A 21,644-nucleotide genomic window follows, 5' to 3' on the forward strand; every position below is an offset into this window, starting at 1 on the left:
GGGCTTGACGCGCGATTAGGCATAGCGCTTTGTGGAGGCGTCAACCAGAGGATCCGAGAATGCGTCATCTCGACAGCGATGCCCTGTTGGCCTTCGTCGCGGTCGCGGAGGCCGGTTCCTTCACGGTGGCAGCCCAGCGCATCAACAAGTCGCAAGCCGCCGTCTCCATCGCCGTCGCGCGGTTGGAGGAGCGGCTCGGGCGGAAGCTATTCGACCGGCTGCCGCGCCGCGTCGCGTTGACCAGCGCGGGCGAGCGGCTGCACCACTACGCCCAGAAGATCCTCAGCCTGGAGGACGAGGCGATCGCCTCCCTGTCGGATGCCGCGCACGAAACGCGCGTGCGCCTCGGCATGCCGGACGACTATCTGGCCCTGTTCGGGGGCGCCCTGGTGGAGGCCTTCGCACCGCGCTTTCCGCTCGTCGGGATCGATCTGCGCTGCGGCTTCTCCTGCCAGCTGGAGTCGATGGTCGAGGCGCGCGAGCTCGACATGGCGATCATCACGCAGAACTCGGCGGAGCCAAAGGGCGAGGTGCTGCGCACGGAGCGGCAGGTCTGGTGTGCCGGCCCCAGCCGGTCGCCGGAAACGGCGCCCGTCCTAAGGCTGGCCCTGTTTCCCGACGGCTGCCGCTCCAAGCCTCTCGTGCTCCGTTCGCTCGACAAGGCGGGGCGCCCCTGGAAGATCGGCTACTCATCGTCGTCGATCCAAGGGCTCCAACTGGCTGTCGCCTCCGGTGATATGATAACGGTCCTGCCCGAGTCCGCCGTGCCACCTGATTGGCGTCGCCTCGGCGAGGAGGACGGCCTGCCGCCGATCCCGTCCCTGGCTCTGGCGATCTACACGTTCCAGCAATCGCGGCTTGCCGTCCGGCAGGTAACGAGTTTCATGCGCACGTGCTTCTCCGATGCCGGTGGTACTGTCGTCGAGAAAGCGCTTTGCCTGTAATCTAATCGGGATGTAGTTCTGGTTGGGTGACGTTCCGAATTTTCTGTTGAATAGCATATAAAGGCGAAAAACGCCCGCTGCTCGATCATATACCGGTTATATTTGTCAGCATCGTAGGCAGAAGCGCTCCGCCGGGAACTCAGTGCAATCTACCTTGACCTTAGCATTGGGATTGGTCTGATACGGGCCGTTAGCGGTCGGTCCGCTTATTGGAATTAGCGCGCAAAAGCGGACCTTCAGCACTCGACCCCTTTGCGTCGTTCCGCTCACTATAGGGCCTTCCTGAAAGGCGACATTCATCACTGTCGATGGCGAGGCGAGCGACCTGGAACCTCGAACACAACGCCAGTCGGACTGAAGGTCTCGAACGCTGTGTACGCTTCGTCGTAACGGCGGTCGTAGGAGGTCATGTTGATTCACAGCTTGCCACGATACCATACGCGGTTGGCTCGGGAGATCAGCCTCCTCCAGCGCCCTCTTGGATAGAGATTTTGGAAGATGCTCCCGTCGCGCAGTTGCAGGACAAACCAACGGCTTTGATCCTTATCGCGCACTGCGACGCGGGTGATCTCGGACCAAGGAATAACTTCCTCTGCCCAATCGCTCCAATAGACACCCTGCGGACCAATATTCAGCTCCCTGGGCGGTCGAAACATCTCCACGAAACAGACCAGTCCGCTTCCTCCGAATATGAGCGCGCCGACCGTGATCACGCCTCTTTCGAGAACGTCCTGTGGCGCTTCAGCAAATGGGATCGGGCCAAAGGCACCAAGCCAATGCAGACAAACACCACAGCAGAGAAACACGGCTGCCATGCAGAACAGCAAGATTCCACGTGATCCGCGTGCAACGAAGTCTGCCTTGGCTTCCACCAAATGTTCCATAATCGGTGAGTAACATGAAAGCGCGCCTAGGTCCGGGTTTGGTTCTACGCCCTTTGAAACGGACGGTCCGCAAACCACCCAGCCCAGCCGCTCGACGCCAAGGAACCGGACGCCCGGAAGAGGTCCATCCGCTTTCGACCCTTCTACGTCATACATGTCAGTCCGATCGCTCCTCAGGAGCGGACATTGTTGCCACGAGTTTGCTACGGCTCGGTGTTTACATGAACACCCAGATGGCCGGGGCGTGCCTCTTAGTCTTGGAAGCGGAGGTGGCAATCACGTAATAGCGCCCCAACTATATCGTATGCCAGATATTCGCCCTGTAACGGATCAAGTCCGATCCGAGTTGGTCCGCATCAAGCACGGGACAGACGCCCATGTCGCCAAGTGCGATGTCTGCCTTGACCATTCGCCGACCGTCGCCGTGATCCGCCTGGTGGGCGGATATGAGGTCGACATCTGCGAGCAATGCTTGCGCGTTGCCCATGGCAAACTGCGCGCCGATGCTGAACTGAATGACTGCGGCGTTCCATAGTCTCGGTGCTTGGCCTCGCCGTCGGATCTCCTCATCCGAGTTCGAAGCGCCCTCTCTCGCGTGACCGGCCATCTCGTGCGCGGGCTTTGGTTCCCGAGCTTCTTGGAACCCTTCCGAGTACTTGCCCTTATCGCTCCAGCAGGCCGCGCCGCACAGAGCGTCGGCGGCGCAAAACCGGAGATGACGCGATGGTCCATCCGCCCCTTCCCTTCAGCCCCGACGTCGAGCAGCCGAGCGAGGGCGAGCAGAAGACGATCGACGGCATTATCCGGGGAATGACGGAGCAGTCCGAGACGGTGGAGAAGCGCGAGCACCATGCCGTGCGCGCCAGCCATGCGAAGTCGACCGCCCTTGCCGTGGGAATGCTGGAGATCCCAGAGGGGCTGCCTGCCGAACTGGCACAAGGGCTCTTCGCCCGCCCCGGAGTCCATCCCGTCGCGGTCCGCTTCGCGCAAGGGCCCGGCGAGCGGCTAGGCGACCGAGTGTCCACCCACCGCGGCTTGTCGATCAAGGTCTTCGACGTGCCCGGCGAGAAGCTGCCGGGCCACGCCACGGACACGCAGGACTTCGTGCTCGCCAGCGGCCCGACCTTTCCCTCCGGCACCGCGGAGGGCTTCCTGCGCGACGGCACGGTGATTGGCAAGGCGACAGGGTTGCCGGAGGGCGCCAAAAGCGCCGTTGCCTCGCTGGCCCGCAACTTCAACCGCGTGCTGCACGCCTTCGGCACCGAAAGCCCGAAGGCCGACTTCTTCGGCCACCCGTTCTCACATCCGCTCGCCGAGCCCTACTACAGCCAGGCGCCGATCCGCTTCGGCGACTATGTTGCCAAGCTCGGCGCCTTTCCGGTCTCGCTGGCGCAGGACGCCCTGAAGGAATGGCGGCTCGACCCGAAGGAGGACGAGGACGGCTTCCGCCATGCGACGGTTGCCCACTTCCGGGCCAACGAGGTCGTGTTCGAATTGCGAGCCCAGCTATGGCGCGACGCGGACAGCCAGCCGATCGAGGATGCCTCGGTGGAATGGCCTGAGAACGTCAGCCCGTTTGTCACCGTCGCCAAGATTCGCCTACCTGCGCAGGATGCCTACAGCGCGGCCCGTCAGCGGTACTTCGACGAGGTGATGACGTTCCGCCCGGCGCACAGTCTCGCCGCCCACCGCCCGCTCGGCTCGGTGATGCGGGCTCGGCTCCAGGTCTACCAAGCGCTGTCCGAGTTCCGGCACCGCGAGAACGGCATTCCGGAGGAGAACCCGGCGACGATCGAGGCGGTCCCCGCCTGACGGTATCAGATCGTTGGCGCCGCCGTTCCTTTCGAATGGCGTCGCCATCATCGCCCGGCATTCCTGCGACAACGCCTCACAGCCCGGAACCTGCCCAGATACGCATCGTTCATCGGGTCCGTGCGCCTCTCACATCCGTGTCAGTGCCGCAAAGCCCCCACAGGACCATCGATGACCCTATCCAATCGCAGGATCGCCATCCTTATATCGCCGCGTGGAACCGAGGATCCCGAGTTCGCCAAGCCCAAGTCGGCCGTGGAAGCCGCAGGCGCGACCGTCACGGTCATCAGCCTGAAGAAGGACGATGCTCGGACTGTGAACAACGACCTGGACCCAGGCTCGAGCTACACCGTCGACAAGACGATCGACGAGGTTTCGGCGGCCGACTTCGACGGGCTGGTCGTACCCGGCGGTTGCGTCGGCGCGGACACGCTGCGCGGTGACGCGAAGGTCGTTTCGTTCGTCCGGGATTTCTTCGGGGCTGGCAAGCCAGTCGGCGTCATCTGCCACGGACCGTGGGTCCTGGTAGAGGCCGGCGTCGTCAAGGGCCGAACGCTAACTGCGTACCCGACGCTGAAGACCGACATCGAGAACGCGGGCGGCACGTTCGTCGACCAGGAGGTTGTCACCGACCAGGGTCTCGTGACCAGCCGCAATCCCAACGACCTACCCGCCTTCTGCGCCAAGATCGTCGAGGAGTTCGAGGAAGGCCGTCACTCGGCCCAAACGAGGAGCGCTTGATGGCCGGCACCATGTCGAGGTTCGAGGGCAAGGTCGTGGTCGTGACGGGCGCCGCATCCGGCATCGGCGAGGCAGCGGCCAAGCGCTTCGCGTCCGAGGGGGCGTCCGTCGTGCTCGCCGACAAGGATGCCGACGGCCTGAAGCGGGTGGCAGGCGAGATCGGCGAACGCGCCGTGCCCCACAAGACCGACGTCTCGAACGGCGCTGCCTGCGAGGCACTCGTCGCCATCACGGTGGAGCGGTTCGGTCGGATCGACGTCCTCGTCAACGACGCCGGGGTCGACCACCTCAGTCGGATCGACGAGGGTCCGTTCTCGGACTTCACCAAGGTGATCGAGACCGATCTCTATGGTGTCGTCCATATGAGCCGGGCCGCGATCGTCGAACTCCGGAAGACGAAAGGCGCGGTGATCAACGTGTCCTCCGCGTCCGGTCTCGGGGGCGACTGGAACCACGCCGCCTACTGCGCAGCCAAGGGCGCCGTCACGAACTTCACGCGGGCGTTCGCGATGGACGAGGCCAAGAACGGCGTGCGGGTGAACGCGGTGAACCCATCGCTGACCTACACCCCGTTCACCGCTGGGATGAAGGACCAGCCGGACCTCATCGCGAAGTTCGAGGAGCGCATCCCGATGGGCCGGGGTGCCGAGGTCGACGACATCTCGGGCGTGATCGCGTTCCTTGCAACGGAGGACGCACGTTACGTGACGGGCGTGAACCTTCCGGTCGACGGGGGACTGTCGGCATCGAACGGCCAGCCGGCGCTGAGCTGACATGCTGAGTTGGGCGGGGGCCGGCACTTGCCAGCTCCCGCCCTCCATCGAACTCAACGGATAACGGCCGCACAAATCATTTGTGCATCCAGGAACCTGGGAGATAGCCAATCCTTCTTCCTCTTGAATTAGAGAGGTTCCAAACCATGACACTCGCTGCGCCCGTTCGCTTTTCCCCGTCCGTCGAAGACATCCAGCCTGACGAGCAGGAGACGATCGCCGGACTGAACGACACGTTCGATACGATCCTGGAGACGACGGCAAAGGACTACGGTCATGCGGTCCGTTCGGTTCATGCGAAGGCGCACGGGATCCTTGAAGGGAAGCTCCGGATCGCGGATGGCCTCCCGCCTGAGCTCGCGCAGGGGCTGTTCGCCAAGCCCGGTGAGCACACGGTCTACATGCGGCTCTCCACCAACGCCGGGGACATCCTGCCGGACGCGATCTCGCTACCTCGTGGGCTTGCCATGAAGGTTCTTGACGTCGAGGGCGAGCGCCTTCCGGGCGCCGAGGGAACAACGCAGGACTTCATCATGGTCAACGGCCCGGTGTTCCAGGCCAAGACCGCAGCCGACTTCCATGGCAGCCTGAAGATGCTGGCCAAGACCACCGACAGGCTGGAAGGCACGAAGACGGTCATGTCCTCGGTCCTGCGCGGCGTGAACAAAGCGTTGGAAGCCGTCGGCGTCGAGAGCCCAACGCTTCAGTCCATGGGTGGCGCGCCCAACGTAGATCCGCTCGGCGAGACCTACTACAGCGTCACGCCGTTCCGATACGGCGACTACATCTCCAAGTTCTCGCTGGCCCCGGTGTCGCCGGACCTCACCGAGCTGACAGGTCGCGAGATCGACGCCAGCGACAACGAGACCGCCATCCGCGACACCGTCCGGGCCGAGATGGGGACCATCCGCGGTCGCTGGGAGTTGCGCGTCCAGCTTTGCCGCGACCTCGACAAGCAGCCCGTCGAGGATCCGACGGTCGAATGGAAGGAGGACGAGGCGCCCTTCCAGACCGTGGCGACGATCACGGTCGAGCCGCAGGACAGTTGGGCTTCCGAGCGCGTCCAGGCGGTCGACGAGGAGATGCGCTTCGGCATCTGGACCGGGCTTGCGGCCCATCAGCCGCTTGGCAACATCAATCGCGCCCGTAAGGCTCCCTACGAACACTCCGCGAAGTTCCGCGAGCGGTTCAATGGCTGCCCCATCCATGAGCCGTCGACGAGGACGGCCGCATGAGCGGTTCGCGCCTCTTCGGCGCCATCGCAGGCGGTTTGACCGCCGGGATCGGCATCACGGCACTGCTGGTGGCAGGCGAGCGCAAGAGCGGCCGGCCGTCCGAGCTGGCCGACCTGGAACGCGCCGCCGAAGCCCGGCTTGGTTTGCGGGTTCGCGACCACGGTGCGCTTCCGGGTCCTGGCGAACAGGCGGTGATCCAGGGAGGTCACCTCCTCCTTTCTGCCGTTGCGGGCGCGACCTATGCGGCCGTCACCGACGAGGACTCAGGTGTCCTGTCCTCTGGGATCCTGTTCGGCCTGTCCTTCTACGCCGCCATGCACTGGATCGTCGGCCCGCTTCTCGGGGTGAAGAAGCCGGAATGGCAGGCTGATCCCGCGACGATCGGCATGCACACGGCGAACCATCTCCTGTTCGGTCTCGCGACCGCGGCGGGCGCCAGGCTCTTCAGTCGTCGCTGACGCCTGTCGCCGTTTCGCGAGCACCCTCCTGAAGCGCAAGGAATAGACCCATGAAGCCGTTCGAGGTGAACTGGTCGGAAGCGGACATCGAAGCGGTGCTGGAGCGCGTACGTGCCTATCGCTTCCCCCCGGTTCCAGAAGGCGAGGGTTGGCGGTACGGCTGCGATGTCACCTACCTGCAAGACTTCTGCGGCTACTGGACCGAAGCCTACGACTGGCGGTCCGCCGTCGAGCGGCTCAACCGTTTTCCCCAGTTCATCGCGGAGATCGACGGTGTCGACATCCACTTCGTCCATGTCGTCGGCGAGGCGGAGGGGAAGCGCCCCCTTCTCCTGTCACACGGTTGGCCTGGTTCGCATCGCGAGTTCTGGAAGGTGATCGAGCCGTTGGCCTTCCCGTCGCGTTTTGGTGGACGGGCAGAGGATGCCTTCGACCTCGTCGTGCCGTCGCTTCCGAACTTCGGGTTCTCCGGAAAGCCTATGAAGACCATCGACCAGCGCGAGACCGCGCGTATCTTCGATCGCCTGATGCGCGAAGTTCTCGGCTACACGCGGTACCACGCCCATGGCGGCGACTGGGGCGCGCTGGTCACGGGCCTCCTAGCGTTGGAGCGGCCCTCGAGCCTGCACGCCATCCATCTCACCATGATGTTCCCTGCTCCATCCGCAGAGCCGAACACACCGGAGGAGCAGGCCTGGGCGAAGGAGATGGCGGCGATCGAGAAGGAGAAGGGCGGCTACCGACATCTCCAGGGCTCCAAACCGCAAAGCCTGTCATGGGCGGTCGGCGCCGATCCCGTTGCGCAGGCGGCCTGGATCCTCGAGCGCTACCACGACTGGTCCGACCGCCGGGATCGCCGCTTCGAGGACGTGTTCGACCGGGACGAACTCCTCGACACGATCATGATTTACGTGATGACCGGGGCGTTCCACTCCTCGATCCGCTACTACTCGGCGGCGCAGGAGGCGAAGTTGCGGAACCTGCCGGAGGGGCTGCGGATCGAGGTGCCGACGGCGTTCGCCCGGTTCCCCGATCCGCTGCATCCTTGGCCGCCCCGCTCCCTGGCCGAGAAGGGCTACGCCAAGATCACGCGCTGGACCGAGATGCCCCGCGGAGGCCACTTCGCCGCGCTCGAGGCACCCAATCTCCTCATCGACGACCTTCGGGCTTGGACGAAAGTGTCCAGTCAGCGCGACTGACAGGACCGTTCAGCCTCGCAGGCCTCGTGGTCAGCCGTAAGCGAAGGGCAGATCGGCAATCCCTTTGGCAACCGATCGCGGATCGGGATAATCGGGAACGTCTATATCGCGTCGGAACATTCGTGGACTCCCGGCACTTCCATGATCTCTCCCTTGAAGGAATGATCATGAAGTTCGCCATTGCCCTGACCGCGAGCCTTGCCGCCGCGACCGCCCTGTCGACCGCAGCCCTCGCTCAGACAGCAACCCCCACTCCCTCGCCCGCCGCCGAGACCGCCAAACCTGCCATGGCTCAGCCCGCTCCAGAGATGAAGGCGGTTCTCGACAAGCTCCAGGAGCTCGGCGCCAAGCCGATCGGCACCCAATCCGTCGAGGAAACCCGCAAGGGCCCGACCCCCGCCGACGCCGCCATGGCTGTTATGAAGGAGAAGGGCATCCAGCCCGATGCCGCCGTCGCGGCCGTGAAGACCAAGGACATGATGATCCCGGGCGCGGCAGGCGAGATCCCGATCCGGATCTACACTCCAGAGGGAACGGGTCCCTTCCCGGTCGTCGTCTACTTCCACGGGGGCGGCTGGGTCATCGCGGACATCGACACCTACGACGCATCGGCTCGTGGCATCGCGGCTGGAGCCGAGGCCATCGTTGTCTCCGCCGACTACCGTCATGCGCCCGAGCACAAGTTCCCGGCCGCGCACGAGGACGCCAACGCAGCCTATAAGTGGGTCGTTGAGAACTCCGGCTCGTTCAACGGCGACGCCACGAAGATCGCCCTCATCGGCGAGAGCGCGGGCGGCAATCTGGCGGCCAACGTGGCGATCACCGCACGCGACCAGAAGCTGACGGCGCCGCTTGCCGAGGTGCTCGTCTACCCCGTCGCCGGCAAGGACATGACGACGCCGTCCTATGTCGAGAATGCGGACGCCATGCCGCTGTCGAAGCAGGCGATGGAATGGTTCGTCGCCAATGTCTTCGAGAGCAAGGCGCAGGCGGCCGACCCGCGCCTCGACCTCGTCAACCGGACCGATCTCGCCGGCCTGCCCCCCACCACGATCATCAATGCGCAGATCGACCCGCTGCGCTCGGAAGGCGAGATGCTGGCCGAGAAGCTAACGGCGGCGGGCGTCACGACCGAGCAGAAGACGTACGACGGTGTGACGCACGAGTTCTTCGGAATGGCGGCGGTCGTCCCGCAGGCCAAGGAGGCGACGGACATGGCGGTCGCGGCGCTGACCAAAGCGTTCGGCAATTGAGCTACGGCATCTTGTAGAAGGGAAAGCCGTCGGTGCCAGCTGGGCCCGACGGCTTTCGACCCGATCCGGCCATGATCTGTCGCGCAACGTCCTCCGCATAGCGGACACGTGAAACCTAGCGTTGGATACATCGGCAGCGAAGGGTAAGCTCCTTGATCGATATGTCTACGGATGTTGGTCGTCGTTGCGTCAGCCGACGAAGAAGCGGCGGCGATACTCGGTCGGGCCAAGGCCGGTCAGGCGTACAAAAAGCTTACGGAAAGCCGAAGGGTCGCCGTAGCCGACATCCCAAGCTATCTGGTCGATCGGCCGACGAGTGTGCTCCAGCTCCTCACGCGCCTTGGCGATGCGTACGCTTTGCGCGTATTCAGTAGGCCGAAGTCCCGTCGCCCTCTTGAAGTGTCGCAGAAATGTCCGTTCTTCCAGCCCTGCCCGCTCGGCGAGGCCAGGAAGGGCATGATCGCGAGCATGGGTCGCGTGAAGCCAATGCTGCACCTTGAGGATTGCGGTATCCCCGTGGTCGAGGCGCGGCACGAAGCGTCCAAACGGCTTCTGTTCACGTCTCGGTGGATCGATCAGAAGAAAGCGCGCTGTCTCCAGCATAGCCGAGGGACCAAGCAGCCGCTCGACCAGCGTCAGTCCGAGATCGGTCCACGCGAGAATGCCGCCGGCGGTGATTATATCGCCCTCGTCGATCACCATACGGTCGGCATCAACGCGCACTGTCGGAAAATGTGCGGCCAGAGCGGCGGCGAAGTACCAGTGCGTCGTTGCGCGTCGCCCGTCCATGAGCCCGGTGCGGCCTAGCACGAAGGCTCCTGCGCATACAGAGCACAACGTTGCCCCTTCGGCGTGCAAGCCTGAGAGCCAGCGGGCTGAGGCATCCAGCGCCTGAATCTCGCTAGGCACGACGAGGCTAGGTGGGACGATGACATGCGATAGACGGTGCGCCGACCCAGGATGGGTGTCGAAGACGCAGACTGGCTCGCTGTCGCCCTCACCTCGCCAGTGCGTGACGCGGACGTTCGGTGGCTCCGTAGCGCTGCCTGCCACCATCAGTCCGGCAATATGAAAAAGGTCCGTCAGCCCATGCACAGCCCCAAGCTGGACGTCAGGATAAAGGAGAATACCAATCTCAGAGACGATCCGCGTGGGCGACGTCATTTGTCAGTTCCGGCTTGCTCGATGTCATCATTGCCAAGTTCAGCCGAAAAATAGGCAGGCTATCTCCTCTTGCAGCGGGCAATGACCTTATCGCCCAGCGCGAACCATAAACGGAACTGAACCATGACAAAGCTCCGAAACGCCAGCCTCGCCGTCGCCGCGGTTTTCCTTTCGTCAGCGGCTTTTACCGCACCGGTCCTAGCTGAGGCCAAGAATGTCGTCCTCGTCCACGGCGCACTCGTCGACGGCTCTGGTTGGCGCAAGGTCTACGATATTCTGACGAAGGACGGCTACAACGTGTCGATCGTCCAGCAGCCGCTGACCGGTCTCGATCAGGATGTCGCCGCGACCAAGCGTGTCCTTGCGCAGCAGACCGGCGACACGGTGCTTGTCGGCCATTCCTACGGCGGAACAGTGATTACCGCCGCGGGCGACGACCCGAAGGTTAAGGCACTAGTCTACGTCGCTGCGCTCCAACCGGAGAAGGGCGAGACGACCGGCGGACTGATCGGCACGATGCCGTCGCCATCGAACGACATCAAGCCGACGGACGACGGCTTCCTCTTCCTCGACTCTGCGAAGTTCGCCGCCGACTTCGGCGCCGATCTGCCGAAGGACGAGGCCGAATTCATGGCCCGCTCGCAGATGCCAGTAGCGGTGACCGCGTTCCAAGCCACCGTGCCGACGGCCGCCTGGCACGGCCGCCCGAGCTACGGCATCGTGGCGAAGGAAGACAAGGCGCTTAGCCCCGAACTCCAGCGCTTTATGTACAAGCGCTCGGGTGCCAACGTGACGGAGATCGACGGTAGCCACGCCCTTTACATCTCGCAGGCCGAGGCTGTCGCCAAGGTGATCGAAAAGGCCGCCAAAGCCGCGAAGTAGGACCGAAGAGAGGTAGCCGCCACCGGCTACCCCTCACTGCCAAACGAAGCGCTCCACTCCGTAGCCACGCTGAAGACGTGATCGCTGAGGTGAAGCTCTGGTAGGACGCTTCCGGTTTTATGCTTTAGCGCCGGCGCTCGACGGGAATGGCGGTTCACCGAAGATTCCATCCAGAAGCAGACAGGCCGCTTTCCACCCAGCCGAGCCGATCGGCGCTAGGAAAGCGGACGCCCGGAAACGGTCCATCCGCAATCGACCCGTCTAGGTCGTACAACGACGTTATCGGTTCACCCAAAAGCGGACGGTCCTCAGTCTCACCCAACGTGTCTGCCGCCAACCATGTCGAGATCGCGCAGGGGTCTTTCGACCATCGGTGCCAATTCGGCACGTCCGACCTTGACCGGCATCGTAATAGCGAACTCGCTGCCCAGGAGAGTGTTGGTTGGGAGCCTCATCCAACTAGTCCCGCCAAACCTAACTTACCTTCTGGTGGGTATTGAACGAAAAAGTGGGTTCTTGCTGCATAGAATAGTTCCCCCTAGTTTCGCGATCCGACAACGCAAGACTGGAGAAAACGGTAATGATGCTCACAAGTCGCGGCCCCAATATACCGATATGGGAAAAGAGCCTGCCAACGATCGTCGCCGAAACATGGTTCACTGTCACGAAGGATCTGGCTCCCCTCGGCGGGGTCAAAGATCGGGTTATTCTCGAAGGGCCACGGTTTGATAAGCCGGGCAACCTGATCTTCGTTGACTGCATGACCGGGCGCGTCCTGCAGCTTTCCCCGGACCGTGAATTGACCGCCGTTCTGACCGAAAATACAGCCGGAGCCGCCGGCCTCGATTTCGACGGGGACGGTCGTATCGTTGTCGCCGGTTTCACGACCATTCACAGCGGCGGCACGGTGTTCGCGATCAAGCCGGACGGCTCGGACAAGCAGATCATCATCGACCCCCAGCTCGGCCACGTCCCGGACGACCTCGTCTACGACAAGCGTGGCGGCTTCTACTTCACCGACATGCAGGGCAACAATGCCAACCCCACGGGTGGGGTTTTCTATGTCGCCCCGGACCTGAAGACGATCACGCCGATCCTTCCGAACCTGTCCCTACCCAACGGGATCGGGCTCAGCCCGGATGAGAAGATCTTGTGGGCCACCGAGACCGGACGAGGGTTGCTCCACCGGATCGAACTCGCCGGACCGACGACGATCGCCGACTATGGACTGACGATCGCGTACAGGTTCACGGGCGCGAAGGTGGACTCGCTGCGCACGGACGCGAATGGCAACGTCTACGTCGCGCTCTATACCGAAGGGCGGTTGCTGGTGTTCGATTGGCGCGGTGTCCCAATCGCGCAGGTCTTGATCCCGGAACGGGAGCAGGGAGGGTTTCTCGGGACCACCAGTCTCGCGGTGCATCCCGATACGGGTGAAATCTTCATCACGACCAACGATGACATAGGGGGCACGGCCGCGATTTACCGCGCCGAAGCGCTCAGCGCGAAGGTCCTCGAGACCGCGGCTTGATCGTCGCACGATCAACGAGCTGCAATCGCGCCTCGTCTGAGCGCCGACTTTTCTCCGTCTGGGAGCAAAGCCTGCGCTCGGTTCGATGCCCATGGCCGGCATGCTGGCAAAAGCTGGTTTGGGGGGAAATCCCCTCAGACCGGCTTGCCGATTGGCCCGGTTCTCACTTCGGCCGGGGTTCGAGTGTTTCCGTTGGAGGTGAAAGCCGCCGTCCCACGACGGCCCCGGTGGCGGCATCAACCTGCTGCGGCGTTCCCCCGCTCATTTCGCACTTGAGGAAGGCCCAGTTGATCAGCGTTTCGATGGCAGGACCGAGCGCGCGACCCAGATCGGTCAGGGCATATTCCACCTTCGGCGGGACCTGCGGGTAGACCGTCCGCGCGACAATTCCGTCCTTTTCCAGCTCCTTGAGCTGCTGGATCAGCATCTTCTGGTTCACGCCCACGACCCGCTTCTCAAGCTCCGAGAAGCGCACAGGCGCCTTGGCCGCGAACAGCTGGACGATGATGACGATCTTCCACTTCCCTTCCAGCACCCGCAGGGTTTCGCAGGTTGCCGTCGCCCAGAACAGCTGCTGTTCGGGATCCCCGTTTCGCCAGTCTCGTTTCATCTAACTTACCTTTTGGTGTGTACCACACCGGAAGGTGTGTTCTTGCGCTGATTAATAGCTACCGCTAATTTCGGGTTCACGCAAATATTCGGTGCGACGCGCGCTCGGCCAACGATCCTGTTGGTTGCGGGAACGACGCCGCCATGCCGATCAAAAGGAAGACTGAGACAATGAAGACTGTGCGGTGGACGTCCGGGGACAAGCCAGGCCTCGCGTTGCATGACGAGGCGATGCCGAACCCCGGCCCGCACGAGGTCGTGGTCAGGGTTCATGCGATGTCCCTGAACTTCCGCGACCAGGCGATCCTTGATGGTGCGTATGGCGGCCCGACCAAGCCCAATGGCGTGCCTTTGTCGGACGGGGCCGGTGAAGTGATCGCGGTCGGTCGCAGCGTCAAACGCGCGAAGGTTGGTGACCGCGTGTCGGCATCCTGCTGCCAGCACTGGATCGGCGGCCCCAACCGTCCGGAGTATCATGCCGACAGTCTGGGCATGACGACCGACGGATGGCTGGCCGAGACCATCCTGCTGCACGAGAACGCCATCGTGCACCTGCCGGACTACATCACCTACGCCGAGGCGGCGTCCCTGCCGTGTGCCGCCGTCACGGCCTGGACGGGTCTGAACCTGTCGTCGCCCCTTCAGGCGGGCGAGACCGTCCTGGTTCAGGGCACGGGTGGTGTCGCGCTGTTCTCCCTCCAGATCGCGAAGATGTTCGGCGCGAAGGTTCTGGCGATCACCTCGTCGGACGAGAAGGCGGAGCGCCTCCTGGCGTTGGGCGCCGCGTCCGTCGTCAACTATCGGTCCCATCCCGACTGGGACAAGGAGATCCAGGCCCTCACCGACGGACGCGGAGTCGACAAGACCATCGACATCGCAGGCGAGAAGACGATCGTGAAGTCGGCGGCCGCGACCCGGATCGGGGGCGACATCTCGCTCGTCGGGTTCACCAGCGGCTTTGGGGGCGGGCTGCCGCCGATCGACATCCTCTCCAGGTCGCTCCACGTCGCCGGCACGTCGATCGGACCGCGGGCGAGCTTCGAGGCGCTGTTGCGCGCTATGGCCCTGCACGAGGTGCATCCCGTCCTCGACCAGATCTTCCCGTTCGTGGACTACGAGGCCGCCTATCAGCGCCTCAAGAGCGGCAACCACGTCGGCAAGGTCGTCATCGAGGGGGTCCCCGCACGATGATACCCCTGTCCGTTCTGGAACTGGGACGCGTCCGCCAAGGGTCCGATCGCCGTAAGGCGCTCGACCACGCCCGCGCGCTCGCCCAGCATGCCGAGCGGCTTAGTTTTCAACGTATCTGGGTCGCGGAGCATCATAACTCGCCGGCAGTCACCACGGCAGCGACGTCGGTCGTGGTGGCGCATATCGCGGCCGGCACGACGACGATCCGCGTGGGCGCTGGTGGCGTCATGCTGCCCAACCACGCCCCGTACGTTATCGCCGAACAGTTCGGCACGCTGGAAACCCTCTATCCCGGCCGTATCGACCTGGGGCTCGGGCGCGCCCCCGGTACCGACCAGAGGACCTTGCGGGCGCTGCGGCGAGATCCCGGCAACGCGGAAAACTTTCCCCAGGACGTCCAGGAGCTGCAGGCGTTTCTCGCCCCCAAGGGCGAAGGGCAGCGGATTGAGGCGGTTCCGGGCTCCGGGACCAACGTACCGTTGTGGATCCTCGGATCCAGTCTTTTCGGGGCGCATCTCGCCGCCGCGCTTGGCCTTCCCTATGCCTTCGGGTCCCAGTTTTCCCCGCAGGCGCTGCATCAGGCGCTGGACGTCTACCGCGCCAATTTCCAGCCTTCGGAGCAGCTGCAGCAGCCCTACACGATGATCGGGGTCAACGTGATCGCCGCGGAAACGGACGCCGAGGCCCGCATGCTGGCGACCTCCCAGCAGATGACCTTCGCCGACATGTTCCGGGGCATGCCAAGCCTGCTCAAGCCGCCCGTGGACGACATCGAGGCCTACTGGACGCCGCAGGAGAAGGCGCAAACCGAGCAGATGCTGAGCTGCAGCGTGGTGGGCAGCGCGGAGACGGTCCGCGACGGGCTCAACCAGCTCGTCGCCGACACCAAGGCCGACGAGCTGATGATCGTCACCGACATCTTCGACTTCAGCCAGCGCGTGCGCTCGCTCGAGATCACCGCACAGGCGGCAACCTAACGGAAGACCCTCACAATGTACGCGCAGATCACGCAATTCACCAAGATGCTCCGCACCCTTTCCCGGCTTCTGGATAAGGCGCAGCAGCACGCCGCGGCGAACAACCTGGCGCCGGACGCGCTGCTAGACGCCCGTCTGGCACCTGATATGCGCCCGCTGACGAGCCAGGTTCAGATGGCGTGTGACACGGCCAGGCTCGCAGCCTCGGTCCTGAGCGGCAAACCGATCCCGGTTTATAAGGACACCGAGAAGACGATCCCGGAACTCAAGGCCCTGATCGAGAAGACGGTCGCGTATGTCGCATCGATCGAGAAAAGCGGCTTCGCCGGCTGGGAAGACCGGACCGTGGCGCCTCCAGGCTGGTCCGGCGCCTTTCTCGGAAAGGATTACTTCTACCAGCACGGCGTCCCGAACTTCTACTTCCACACGGTCACGGCCTACGACATCCTGCGCCACAAGGGCGTCCGGATCGGAAAGATGGACTACATCGGCCAGCTGCCGTTCCTGCAACGATAGTCGAACACGCGCGGTCGCCACCCTCCCCATTCCATATGAAATCATCCGAGATGACATCCCGAGCCAACGCGCATGGCGAAAGTCCCACGTCGTTCAGAAAGGAGGCGCTGATACTGGGACTGGTGTCGCTTGCGGGCCCTCTCGCGATGAATATGTACGTTCCCGCCTTTCCCGAAATGGCCAGGGCGTTGGGAACGACCAGCGCCACAATCCAACTCAGCCTGACGAGCTATCTGGCGGCCCTTGCGGTCGGACAGAACATCTTCGGTCCGGTCTCCGACCGGTTCGGGAGAAAGCCGGCGCTCTACGCGGGACTGCTGCTTTTCATCGTCTCGTCGATCGGGGCAAGTCTGGCCGCCGCCGCTGGGCAATTGATCGTATGGCGGTTCCTGCAAGGGATCGGGGCCTGCGCCGCCATGGCCGTACCACGGGCGCTGATCAGGGACCGCTACACCGGGTCGACGGCCGCACGGATGATGTCGCTTATGGTCCTCGTCATCTCGATCGGGCCCCTGATCTCGCCGCTGGCAGGCACGGCTCTGGTCGAGGTCTACGGATGGACATCGATCTTCTGGTTCCTGACGGTCGCAGGCGTGGTCGCGCTCGCGCTCGTCGTCACGCAGGTTCCGGAAACGCTCCCGGTGGCCAGCCGCGTCTCGGGAATGGCCACCCTGCGGGGCTACGGCTTGCTTCTACGGGATCGAAGCTTCATCTGCGCCGCGTTGATGATCGGCTTGGCCCAGGCCACGTTCTTCGCATACGTTTCGGGGGCACAGTTCGTCTTCATGACGATCTATGAACTGACCCCGCTGCAATTCAGCATGGTCTTCGGATTTTCGGCCGTCATGTGGTCCAGTTCGGCACAGTTGTCCGGTCCGTTCATGGACCGGTTCGGGCCCGTGCGCCTGCTTGGCTACTGCGTCGGCGCAAATGCCGTTCTGACGTCCGCGCTTCTTGTCGTGGGGCTTCTCGACCTTGGTGGCATGCTGGTGCTGATCCTCGGCGTCGCCATGGTCTTGTTCTCGATGGGCATCTTGGTGCCTGTCGGCACCGTCATGGCCCTCCACGCCCACGGCGCTGCCGCAGGCTCTGCCTCCGCGATCCTGGGAACGGCAGGGTTCGCGGCTGGCGCCCTCGCAAGCTTCGCGGTGGCCGCAACCGCAGACGGCACCGCTCTTCCCATGCTTGGAACCATGACAGCCTGCGCGCTGCTCTCAGCCGCGGCGGCCTTCGTTGCCTTAAGATCCCGTCCCGCCGATCTCGGATGACCGGCGGCTGGCCCCTCCAGCCTCACAGCAGCGTTTGAAGGGCCGTCCGGTTCGGAAGCAGCGGACACCCGAAGCCGGACGTTGCCTGCTGGGCGGAATTGGAGCTACCAGCCGTCTTTGATCGAAATCGGTCGGCTGTGGGGGAAGGTTGCTGCTCGGAAGGTGACGGCGAGTCAGCTCTCCGGCTTATTTCCCTAGAAGCAGACGATCCGGTTTCCACCCAACCGAGCCGATCGGCGCCGCGGAAGCCGACGCCTGAAAGCGGCCCATCCGCTTTCGACCCAACACTGCTGTTACAGGGGCACTCGCCCCAACCCGAAAGCGGACGAACTTGAACGCGACTGGTTCAGTCAGGGAGCGGGGCTTAGGACTGGATCTGCGCGGCGATGTCGTTGAGCGCTTTGATGATGCCTCGCGGCGGATAGGGCTTGGCGAAGAACAGTCCATTCTCGGGCATGTCGTCCTTCCCGACTTGGACGCGCCCCGACGTCACCATGATCGTCACCGGTGGCCAGCGATCACGCACGGCGTGGGCAAGCTTGAGCCCGTCCATCGTTCCGGGCATCTCGACGTCCGTGAACAGCACGCGGATGTCGGAATGACGCTCCAACATCCGAATGGCCTGATCGGCGTTTTTGGCCTCGTAGGTCGTGAAGCCTGCCTCTTCGCAAAGATCGACGGCTTCGGCACGGACGAGGGCATCGTCCTCTACGACGAGTACGGCGTAGCGATTCGGATTGAAGGATTGAGCCATGGGATGCGGTTCGATTTCTATGCAACGTGTGCGGCGCGAGACGGCGCACCGATCAGCGTGAAGCGAATGCCGGCAGGATCGAAGTCGATGCGTCCCTCACCGTCGAAGTAGCTGGCCACGATGCGCTCGATCAACTTGGAGCCGAACCCGCGTCGTTGAGGAGCAGTAACTAGAGGCCCCCCGCTTTCGATCCAGTTGAACTGGAAGCTTCCATCAGCCTCGCCCCAGGACATGGCGACGCGGCCCGCCTCGTTCGAGAGCGCACCGTACTTGGCGGCATTCGTCGCAAGCTCGTGGATCGCGAGGCTGAGACCAAGCGCCTGCTGCGCCGTCAGGCCGACGCGTGGGCCGTCGGCATCGATCCGTTTGTCCGCGGTCTGGTGTGGGGCGATGGCAGCCTCGACGATCTCCCCGACGTCGGCCTCGTCGAAGCTGGACCGCACGAGGATGTCCTGCGCCCGGGCAAGAGCCGAGATGCGGGTGAACACGGCCTCGCGCCCCTCGTCCATGCTGGTCGCCTGCCGCAGGGTCTGGGCGGTGATCGCCTGGACCATGGCAAGCAGGTTCTTCATCCGGTGGGAGAGTTCCTGGTTGAGGACGGTTCGGGCTTCCTCGGAAGCCTTCAGCGCGGTGATGTCTCTCGATACCGACAGGATACGCTCGGGCTTGCCGTCCGGCCCGAAGATCGGCGACACCTGAACGTCCCAGTAGCGCCGCCGGCCCTTCATGGTGTCGGCGTAACCCTGGAAAGCCGATGGTACCCCCGCCTGTGCCGAGGCGATCGCTTCCTTGGCAGCGAGGTTGCCCTCGCCCAGCCAGAAGTCGGGCCAAGGGCATCCGACGATTGCGTTGAAGTCGGATACCTCCATGACCTTCTTGCCGCCTTCGCTCATGAAGACGAGCTTGGCGTCGAGATCGAGCACCTTGATGCAGTCGTTCGACGAGGCAAGCACGCTGCTCAGGAAGGCTTCGCGCTCCCGGAGCGTGGCGTTGGCGCGATCGCGTTCCGCCTCGACGGCGCGACGCTCTTCGATGTCGATCAAAACGCCCGGGAAGACCGTCGGTGTGCCATCTGGAGCATGATCGACCCGTCCATTGGCCTCAAGCCAATAGTAGTTCCCGTCCGCACGCCGTGTCCGGTATTGGTGAGCATAAGCACCACCGCGGGCGACCGCCTCGTTGATCGCCGCGGCCAAGCCTTCCTGATCCGCGGGGTGAACGGTCGCGACGATCTGCGCGAGCGGTATGCCTTTGCGGCCAAGCGCCGGATCCAGCCCGAACGCCTCGGCGAAGGGTTCGTCGATCGTGAACTGGTCCTTGATCATGTCCCAGTTCCACGTGCCGATGATGGCCCCCGCGGCCAAGGCGAGCTGCACGCGGTCGATGTTCTCACGGGTCAGCGCTTCGCTGGCCTTCAACGCTGCTTCTGCCTTCTTGCGCGCCGTCACGTCGCTGAAGAAGATCGCGATCTGGCGATCTCTCGGATCCCCCACTCGCACCGCCTTGACGTCGAAGCAGCGCTCGAACGCCTCGGCATAGTTCTCGAAACTCGTCGGCTCGCCCGTCTTGGCCACATGTCCGTAGGTCTCGAACCAGAACTGCTCGAGATCCGGGGCAAACTCGGTCACCCACTTACCGCGCAGGTTCACGCCGGCTTGGCGCTCGAAAGCCGGGTTGGCCTCCACGAAGCGGTAGTTTACCGGACGATCGTTGGCGTCGAACGCCACCTCGACGATGGCGAATGCCGCCTCGACGGTGTTGACGATGGTGCGGAAGCGCTCCTCGTTGGCGCGCAGCGCCTCCTGCGCCATCCGGCGCAGGGTGATGTCCTGAACGGTGCCGAACAAGCGGACCGTCTTGCCGGCCTCGTCCCGGACGAAGCGACCCAGGCGCGCAATCCAGCGAAGCGCACCGTCACCAGCGCGGCGAATCCGGTACTCGACCTCCGTCGGCGCCGAGCCCTCGCGCAGTGTCGCCTCCGTCATGGCAACCGACCGGTCTTCCGGGATGACGAGATCGATGAAGTCCCTCGCCAAGTGTGTCTCGGCCTCGGGCAGACCGAAGATGCGGCATGCTTCGCTCGAGGCTCTCGCGATGCCGTTCTCGATATCGATCTCGAACGTCCCGATCGACCCGGCTTCCTGCGCCAGGCGGGCGCGCTCGTTGGTCTCTTCGAGCGCCCGCCCGACGTCGATCCGCTCGTAGACGGCCGACATCATTCGGGCGAGCGTTTCGAAGAAGCTGAGCGCTTCGGCATCGAAGGCTGTGGCTTGCGTCGAGGCGAAGGAGATCACGCCGCGCAGGATCCCGCGGCTAATGATCGGGAAGCCCGCATAGACCCCGAACCCCAGGCTGCGTGCCGTCGCGAACGCCGGATCGCTACCGGCCTGCATATTCTCGAGGATAAGTGGTTGCAGCCTGTCGGCAACGATACCGCAGACCGGCGCACCGAACGGCAATCTGCCGAGGTGATCCTTCACCTCGGCTGTTGCGTTCAGCGAGTGCGTCAGGCGAAGGTGCTGGCTCCCTGGCCATATGTCGTAGGTGTAGCTCCGGTCGAAGCCGAGCATCTCGGCGTTCGCCGACAGGATGGGCTCCAGAATGGCACCGGGGTCGGATGCGGATAGGAGGGCTTCGGACGCCTTGGCGAGCAACTCGACGTATCGGGCCTGACGCAATTCGATGCGCTGGCCGTCCAGGGTCTCTTCGCGGCTCCTGACGGTACGGCGCATATCCAGAAGGGCGGAAACCTGGCGAGAGAGGGCGCGCAGGTCACTCTTCTGGTCCGCAGTCAGGCCGCCGGCCCGCGGCGCGATGTCGAAGACGCAAAGCGTGCCGACGACCTGACGATCCTCAAGCCGCAGCGGTGCTCCGGCGTAGAAGCGGATGTGCGGTTCGCCCGTGACAAGAGGATTGGCTGCGGTGCGAGGATCGGTGGCGAGGTCCTCGATGACGAGCGTGTCCGGCTCCTCCAGGACATAGCGGCAGATCGACGAGTTCAGTTCGCCCTGGCAATCCGGGAAGCCGACATGTGCCTTGAACCACTGCCGATCCGCCGCCACCAAGCTGACCAGCGCGACGGGTGTTGCGCAGAGTCGCGAAGCGAGATGGGCCACGTCATCGAAGCCTTGCTCGGCCGGCGTATCGAGGATGCCAAGAGAGTCGAGAGCGGCGAGCCGCGCCGGATCGGTAATGATCCGCTGCTGCGGGTCTTGCATAGCCGCAACCTCCGGCGTTGGACCCGTGTCAGAGCTGATGGGCATCGCGGTCGATCAAGGAAGCGGGCATTGCTATTCCGCAGGGAGGGCAAGTTGCGAAAAGCTGTAGTGCCTTCACTAGTCCGAAGGCAACATTCGCAGCCACGATCAATCGTGCAAAAACAATTGGTGGTCGTCCTGTCGAGCTAAGTGCGTCGAAGATCGACTGTCCGACCTCGGGTGTTTGCGCCCGAAA

General features: G+C 63.8%; 20 protein-coding genes. 15 read left to right on the plus strand and 5 right to left on the minus strand.

Annotation, left to right across the window (positions count from 1 at the left end; all coding sequences use genetic code 11):
* Positions 1–59: 59 nt before the first annotated feature.
* Entirely contained in the window at positions 60–944 is an 885-nt protein-coding gene (locus tag ACLNGM_RS22185) for a LysR family transcriptional regulator (RefSeq protein WP_416356621.1), read from the plus strand.
* Between the two features lie 416 nt (positions 945–1,360).
* Here the strand turns inward: ACLNGM_RS22185 and ACLNGM_RS22190 are convergent, their stop codons facing one another.
* Positions 1,361–1,984, minus strand: coding sequence for a hypothetical protein (locus ACLNGM_RS22190; RefSeq protein ID WP_416356622.1), 624 nt, complete (start codon positions 1,982–1,984; stop codon positions 1,361–1,363).
* 190 nt (positions 1,985–2,174) lie between these two features.
* Here ACLNGM_RS22190 and ACLNGM_RS22195 point away from each other — a divergent pair, with 190 nt between their 5' ends.
* The 8 genes from ACLNGM_RS22195 (at position 2,175) to ACLNGM_RS22230 (ending at position 9,299) form a co-directional block, all read left to right on the plus strand.
* Positions 2,175–2,363, plus strand: a complete 189-nt coding sequence (locus ACLNGM_RS22195) for a hypothetical protein (protein WP_416356623.1) — start codon at positions 2,175–2,177, stop codon at positions 2,361–2,363.
* A 188-nt stretch (positions 2,364–2,551) separates the two neighbouring features.
* Positions 2,552–3,640, plus strand: a complete 1,089-nt coding sequence (locus ACLNGM_RS22200; protein WP_416356624.1) for a catalase family protein — start codon at positions 2,552–2,554, stop codon at positions 3,638–3,640.
* A gap of 171 nt (positions 3,641–3,811) precedes the next feature.
* On the plus strand, positions 3,812–4,381 hold the full coding sequence (locus tag ACLNGM_RS22205) for a type 1 glutamine amidotransferase domain-containing protein (RefSeq protein WP_416356625.1): 570 nt from the start codon (positions 3,812–3,814) through the stop codon (positions 4,379–4,381).
* The gene (locus ACLNGM_RS22210) at positions 4,381–5,154 is read left to right on the plus strand and encodes an SDR family NAD(P)-dependent oxidoreductase (protein WP_416356626.1); all 774 of its coding nucleotides are present in this window, start codon (positions 4,381–4,383) and stop codon (positions 5,152–5,154) included. The genes ACLNGM_RS22205 and ACLNGM_RS22210 overlap by 1 nt, the downstream gene beginning before the upstream one ends.
* Before the next feature lie 146 nt (positions 5,155–5,300).
* Complete coding sequence (locus ACLNGM_RS22215) at positions 5,301–6,389, plus strand: catalase family protein (protein WP_416356627.1); 1,089 nt, start codon at positions 5,301–5,303, stop codon at positions 6,387–6,389.
* A complete protein-coding gene (locus tag ACLNGM_RS22220) occupies positions 6,386–6,847 on the plus strand; it encodes a hypothetical protein (protein WP_416356628.1) in 462 nt (153 codons plus the stop codon). The genes ACLNGM_RS22215 and ACLNGM_RS22220 overlap by 4 nt, the downstream gene beginning before the upstream one ends.
* Positions 6,848–6,897: 50 nt before the next feature.
* Positions 6,898–8,046, plus strand: coding sequence for an epoxide hydrolase family protein (locus ACLNGM_RS22225; protein WP_416356629.1), 1,149 nt, complete (start codon positions 6,898–6,900; stop codon positions 8,044–8,046).
* 167 nt (positions 8,047–8,213) lie between these two features.
* Positions 8,214–9,299 carry an alpha/beta hydrolase gene (locus ACLNGM_RS22230; protein WP_416356630.1) on the plus strand — a complete coding sequence of 362 codons (1,086 nt, stop codon included), beginning with the start codon at positions 8,214–8,216 and terminating at the stop codon, positions 9,297–9,299.
* Between the two features lie 189 nt (positions 9,300–9,488).
* On the opposite strand, the gene ACLNGM_RS22235 is transcribed toward ACLNGM_RS22230, so the two are convergent.
* Positions 9,489–10,463, minus strand: coding sequence for a GlxA family transcriptional regulator (locus ACLNGM_RS22235; RefSeq protein ID WP_416356631.1), 975 nt, complete (start codon positions 10,461–10,463; stop codon positions 9,489–9,491).
* Positions 10,464–10,586: 123 nt separating this feature from the next.
* Here ACLNGM_RS22235 and ACLNGM_RS22240 point away from each other — a divergent pair, with 123 nt between their 5' ends.
* Positions 10,587–11,345 (plus strand): alpha/beta hydrolase, encoded by a 759-nt coding sequence (locus ACLNGM_RS22240; protein WP_416356632.1) that lies wholly within the window; start codon positions 10,587–10,589, stop codon positions 11,343–11,345.
* Between the two features lie 580 nt (positions 11,346–11,925).
* Positions 11,926–12,876: an SMP-30/gluconolactonase/LRE family protein gene (locus tag ACLNGM_RS22245; protein WP_416356633.1), complete on the plus strand. Its 951-nt coding sequence runs from the start codon at positions 11,926–11,928 to the stop codon at positions 12,874–12,876.
* Between the two features lie 163 nt (positions 12,877–13,039).
* Here the strand turns inward: ACLNGM_RS22245 and ACLNGM_RS22250 are convergent, their stop codons facing one another.
* Complete coding sequence (locus ACLNGM_RS22250; RefSeq protein WP_416356634.1) at positions 13,040–13,486, minus strand: winged helix-turn-helix transcriptional regulator; 447 nt, start codon at positions 13,484–13,486, stop codon at positions 13,040–13,042.
* Between the two features lie 170 nt (positions 13,487–13,656).
* On the opposite strand from ACLNGM_RS22250, the gene ACLNGM_RS22255 reads away from it, so the two are divergent.
* From ACLNGM_RS22255 to ACLNGM_RS22270, 4 genes are read left to right on the plus strand one after another with little or no spacing between them, the layout of a single operon-like run.
* A complete protein-coding gene (locus tag ACLNGM_RS22255) occupies positions 13,657–14,676 on the plus strand; it encodes a zinc-dependent alcohol dehydrogenase family protein (RefSeq protein WP_416356635.1) in 1,020 nt (339 codons plus the stop codon).
* Positions 14,673–15,653: an LLM class flavin-dependent oxidoreductase gene (locus ACLNGM_RS22260; RefSeq protein WP_416356636.1), complete on the plus strand. Its 981-nt coding sequence runs from the start codon at positions 14,673–14,675 to the stop codon at positions 15,651–15,653. The genes ACLNGM_RS22255 and ACLNGM_RS22260 overlap by 4 nt, the downstream gene beginning before the upstream one ends.
* A 15-nt stretch (positions 15,654–15,668) precedes the next feature.
* Entirely contained in the window at positions 15,669–16,169 is a 501-nt protein-coding gene (locus ACLNGM_RS22265) for a DUF1993 domain-containing protein (protein WP_416356637.1), read from the plus strand.
* A gap of 50 nt (positions 16,170–16,219) precedes the next feature.
* Positions 16,220–17,437, plus strand: coding sequence for a multidrug effflux MFS transporter (locus ACLNGM_RS22270; RefSeq protein ID WP_416356638.1), 1,218 nt, complete (start codon positions 16,220–16,222; stop codon positions 17,435–17,437).
* Between the two features lie 364 nt (positions 17,438–17,801).
* Here ACLNGM_RS22270 and ACLNGM_RS22275 read toward each other — a convergent pair whose 3' ends face one another.
* Both ACLNGM_RS22275 and ACLNGM_RS22280 read right to left on the minus strand, forming a co-directional pair.
* Entirely contained in the window at positions 17,802–18,191 is a 390-nt protein-coding gene (locus tag ACLNGM_RS22275) for a response regulator (RefSeq protein WP_416356639.1), read from the minus strand.
* Between the two features lie 17 nt (positions 18,192–18,208).
* Positions 18,209–21,409, minus strand: a complete 3,201-nt coding sequence (locus tag ACLNGM_RS22280) for a PAS domain S-box protein (RefSeq protein WP_416356640.1) — start codon at positions 21,407–21,409, stop codon at positions 18,209–18,211.
* Between the last annotated feature and the right edge of the window lie 235 nt (positions 21,410–21,644).

This window comes from Aureimonas phyllosphaerae (genome assembly GCF_047943035.1).
Classification (GTDB): Bacteria; Pseudomonadota; Alphaproteobacteria; order Rhizobiales; family Rhizobiaceae; genus Aureimonas; species Aureimonas phyllosphaerae.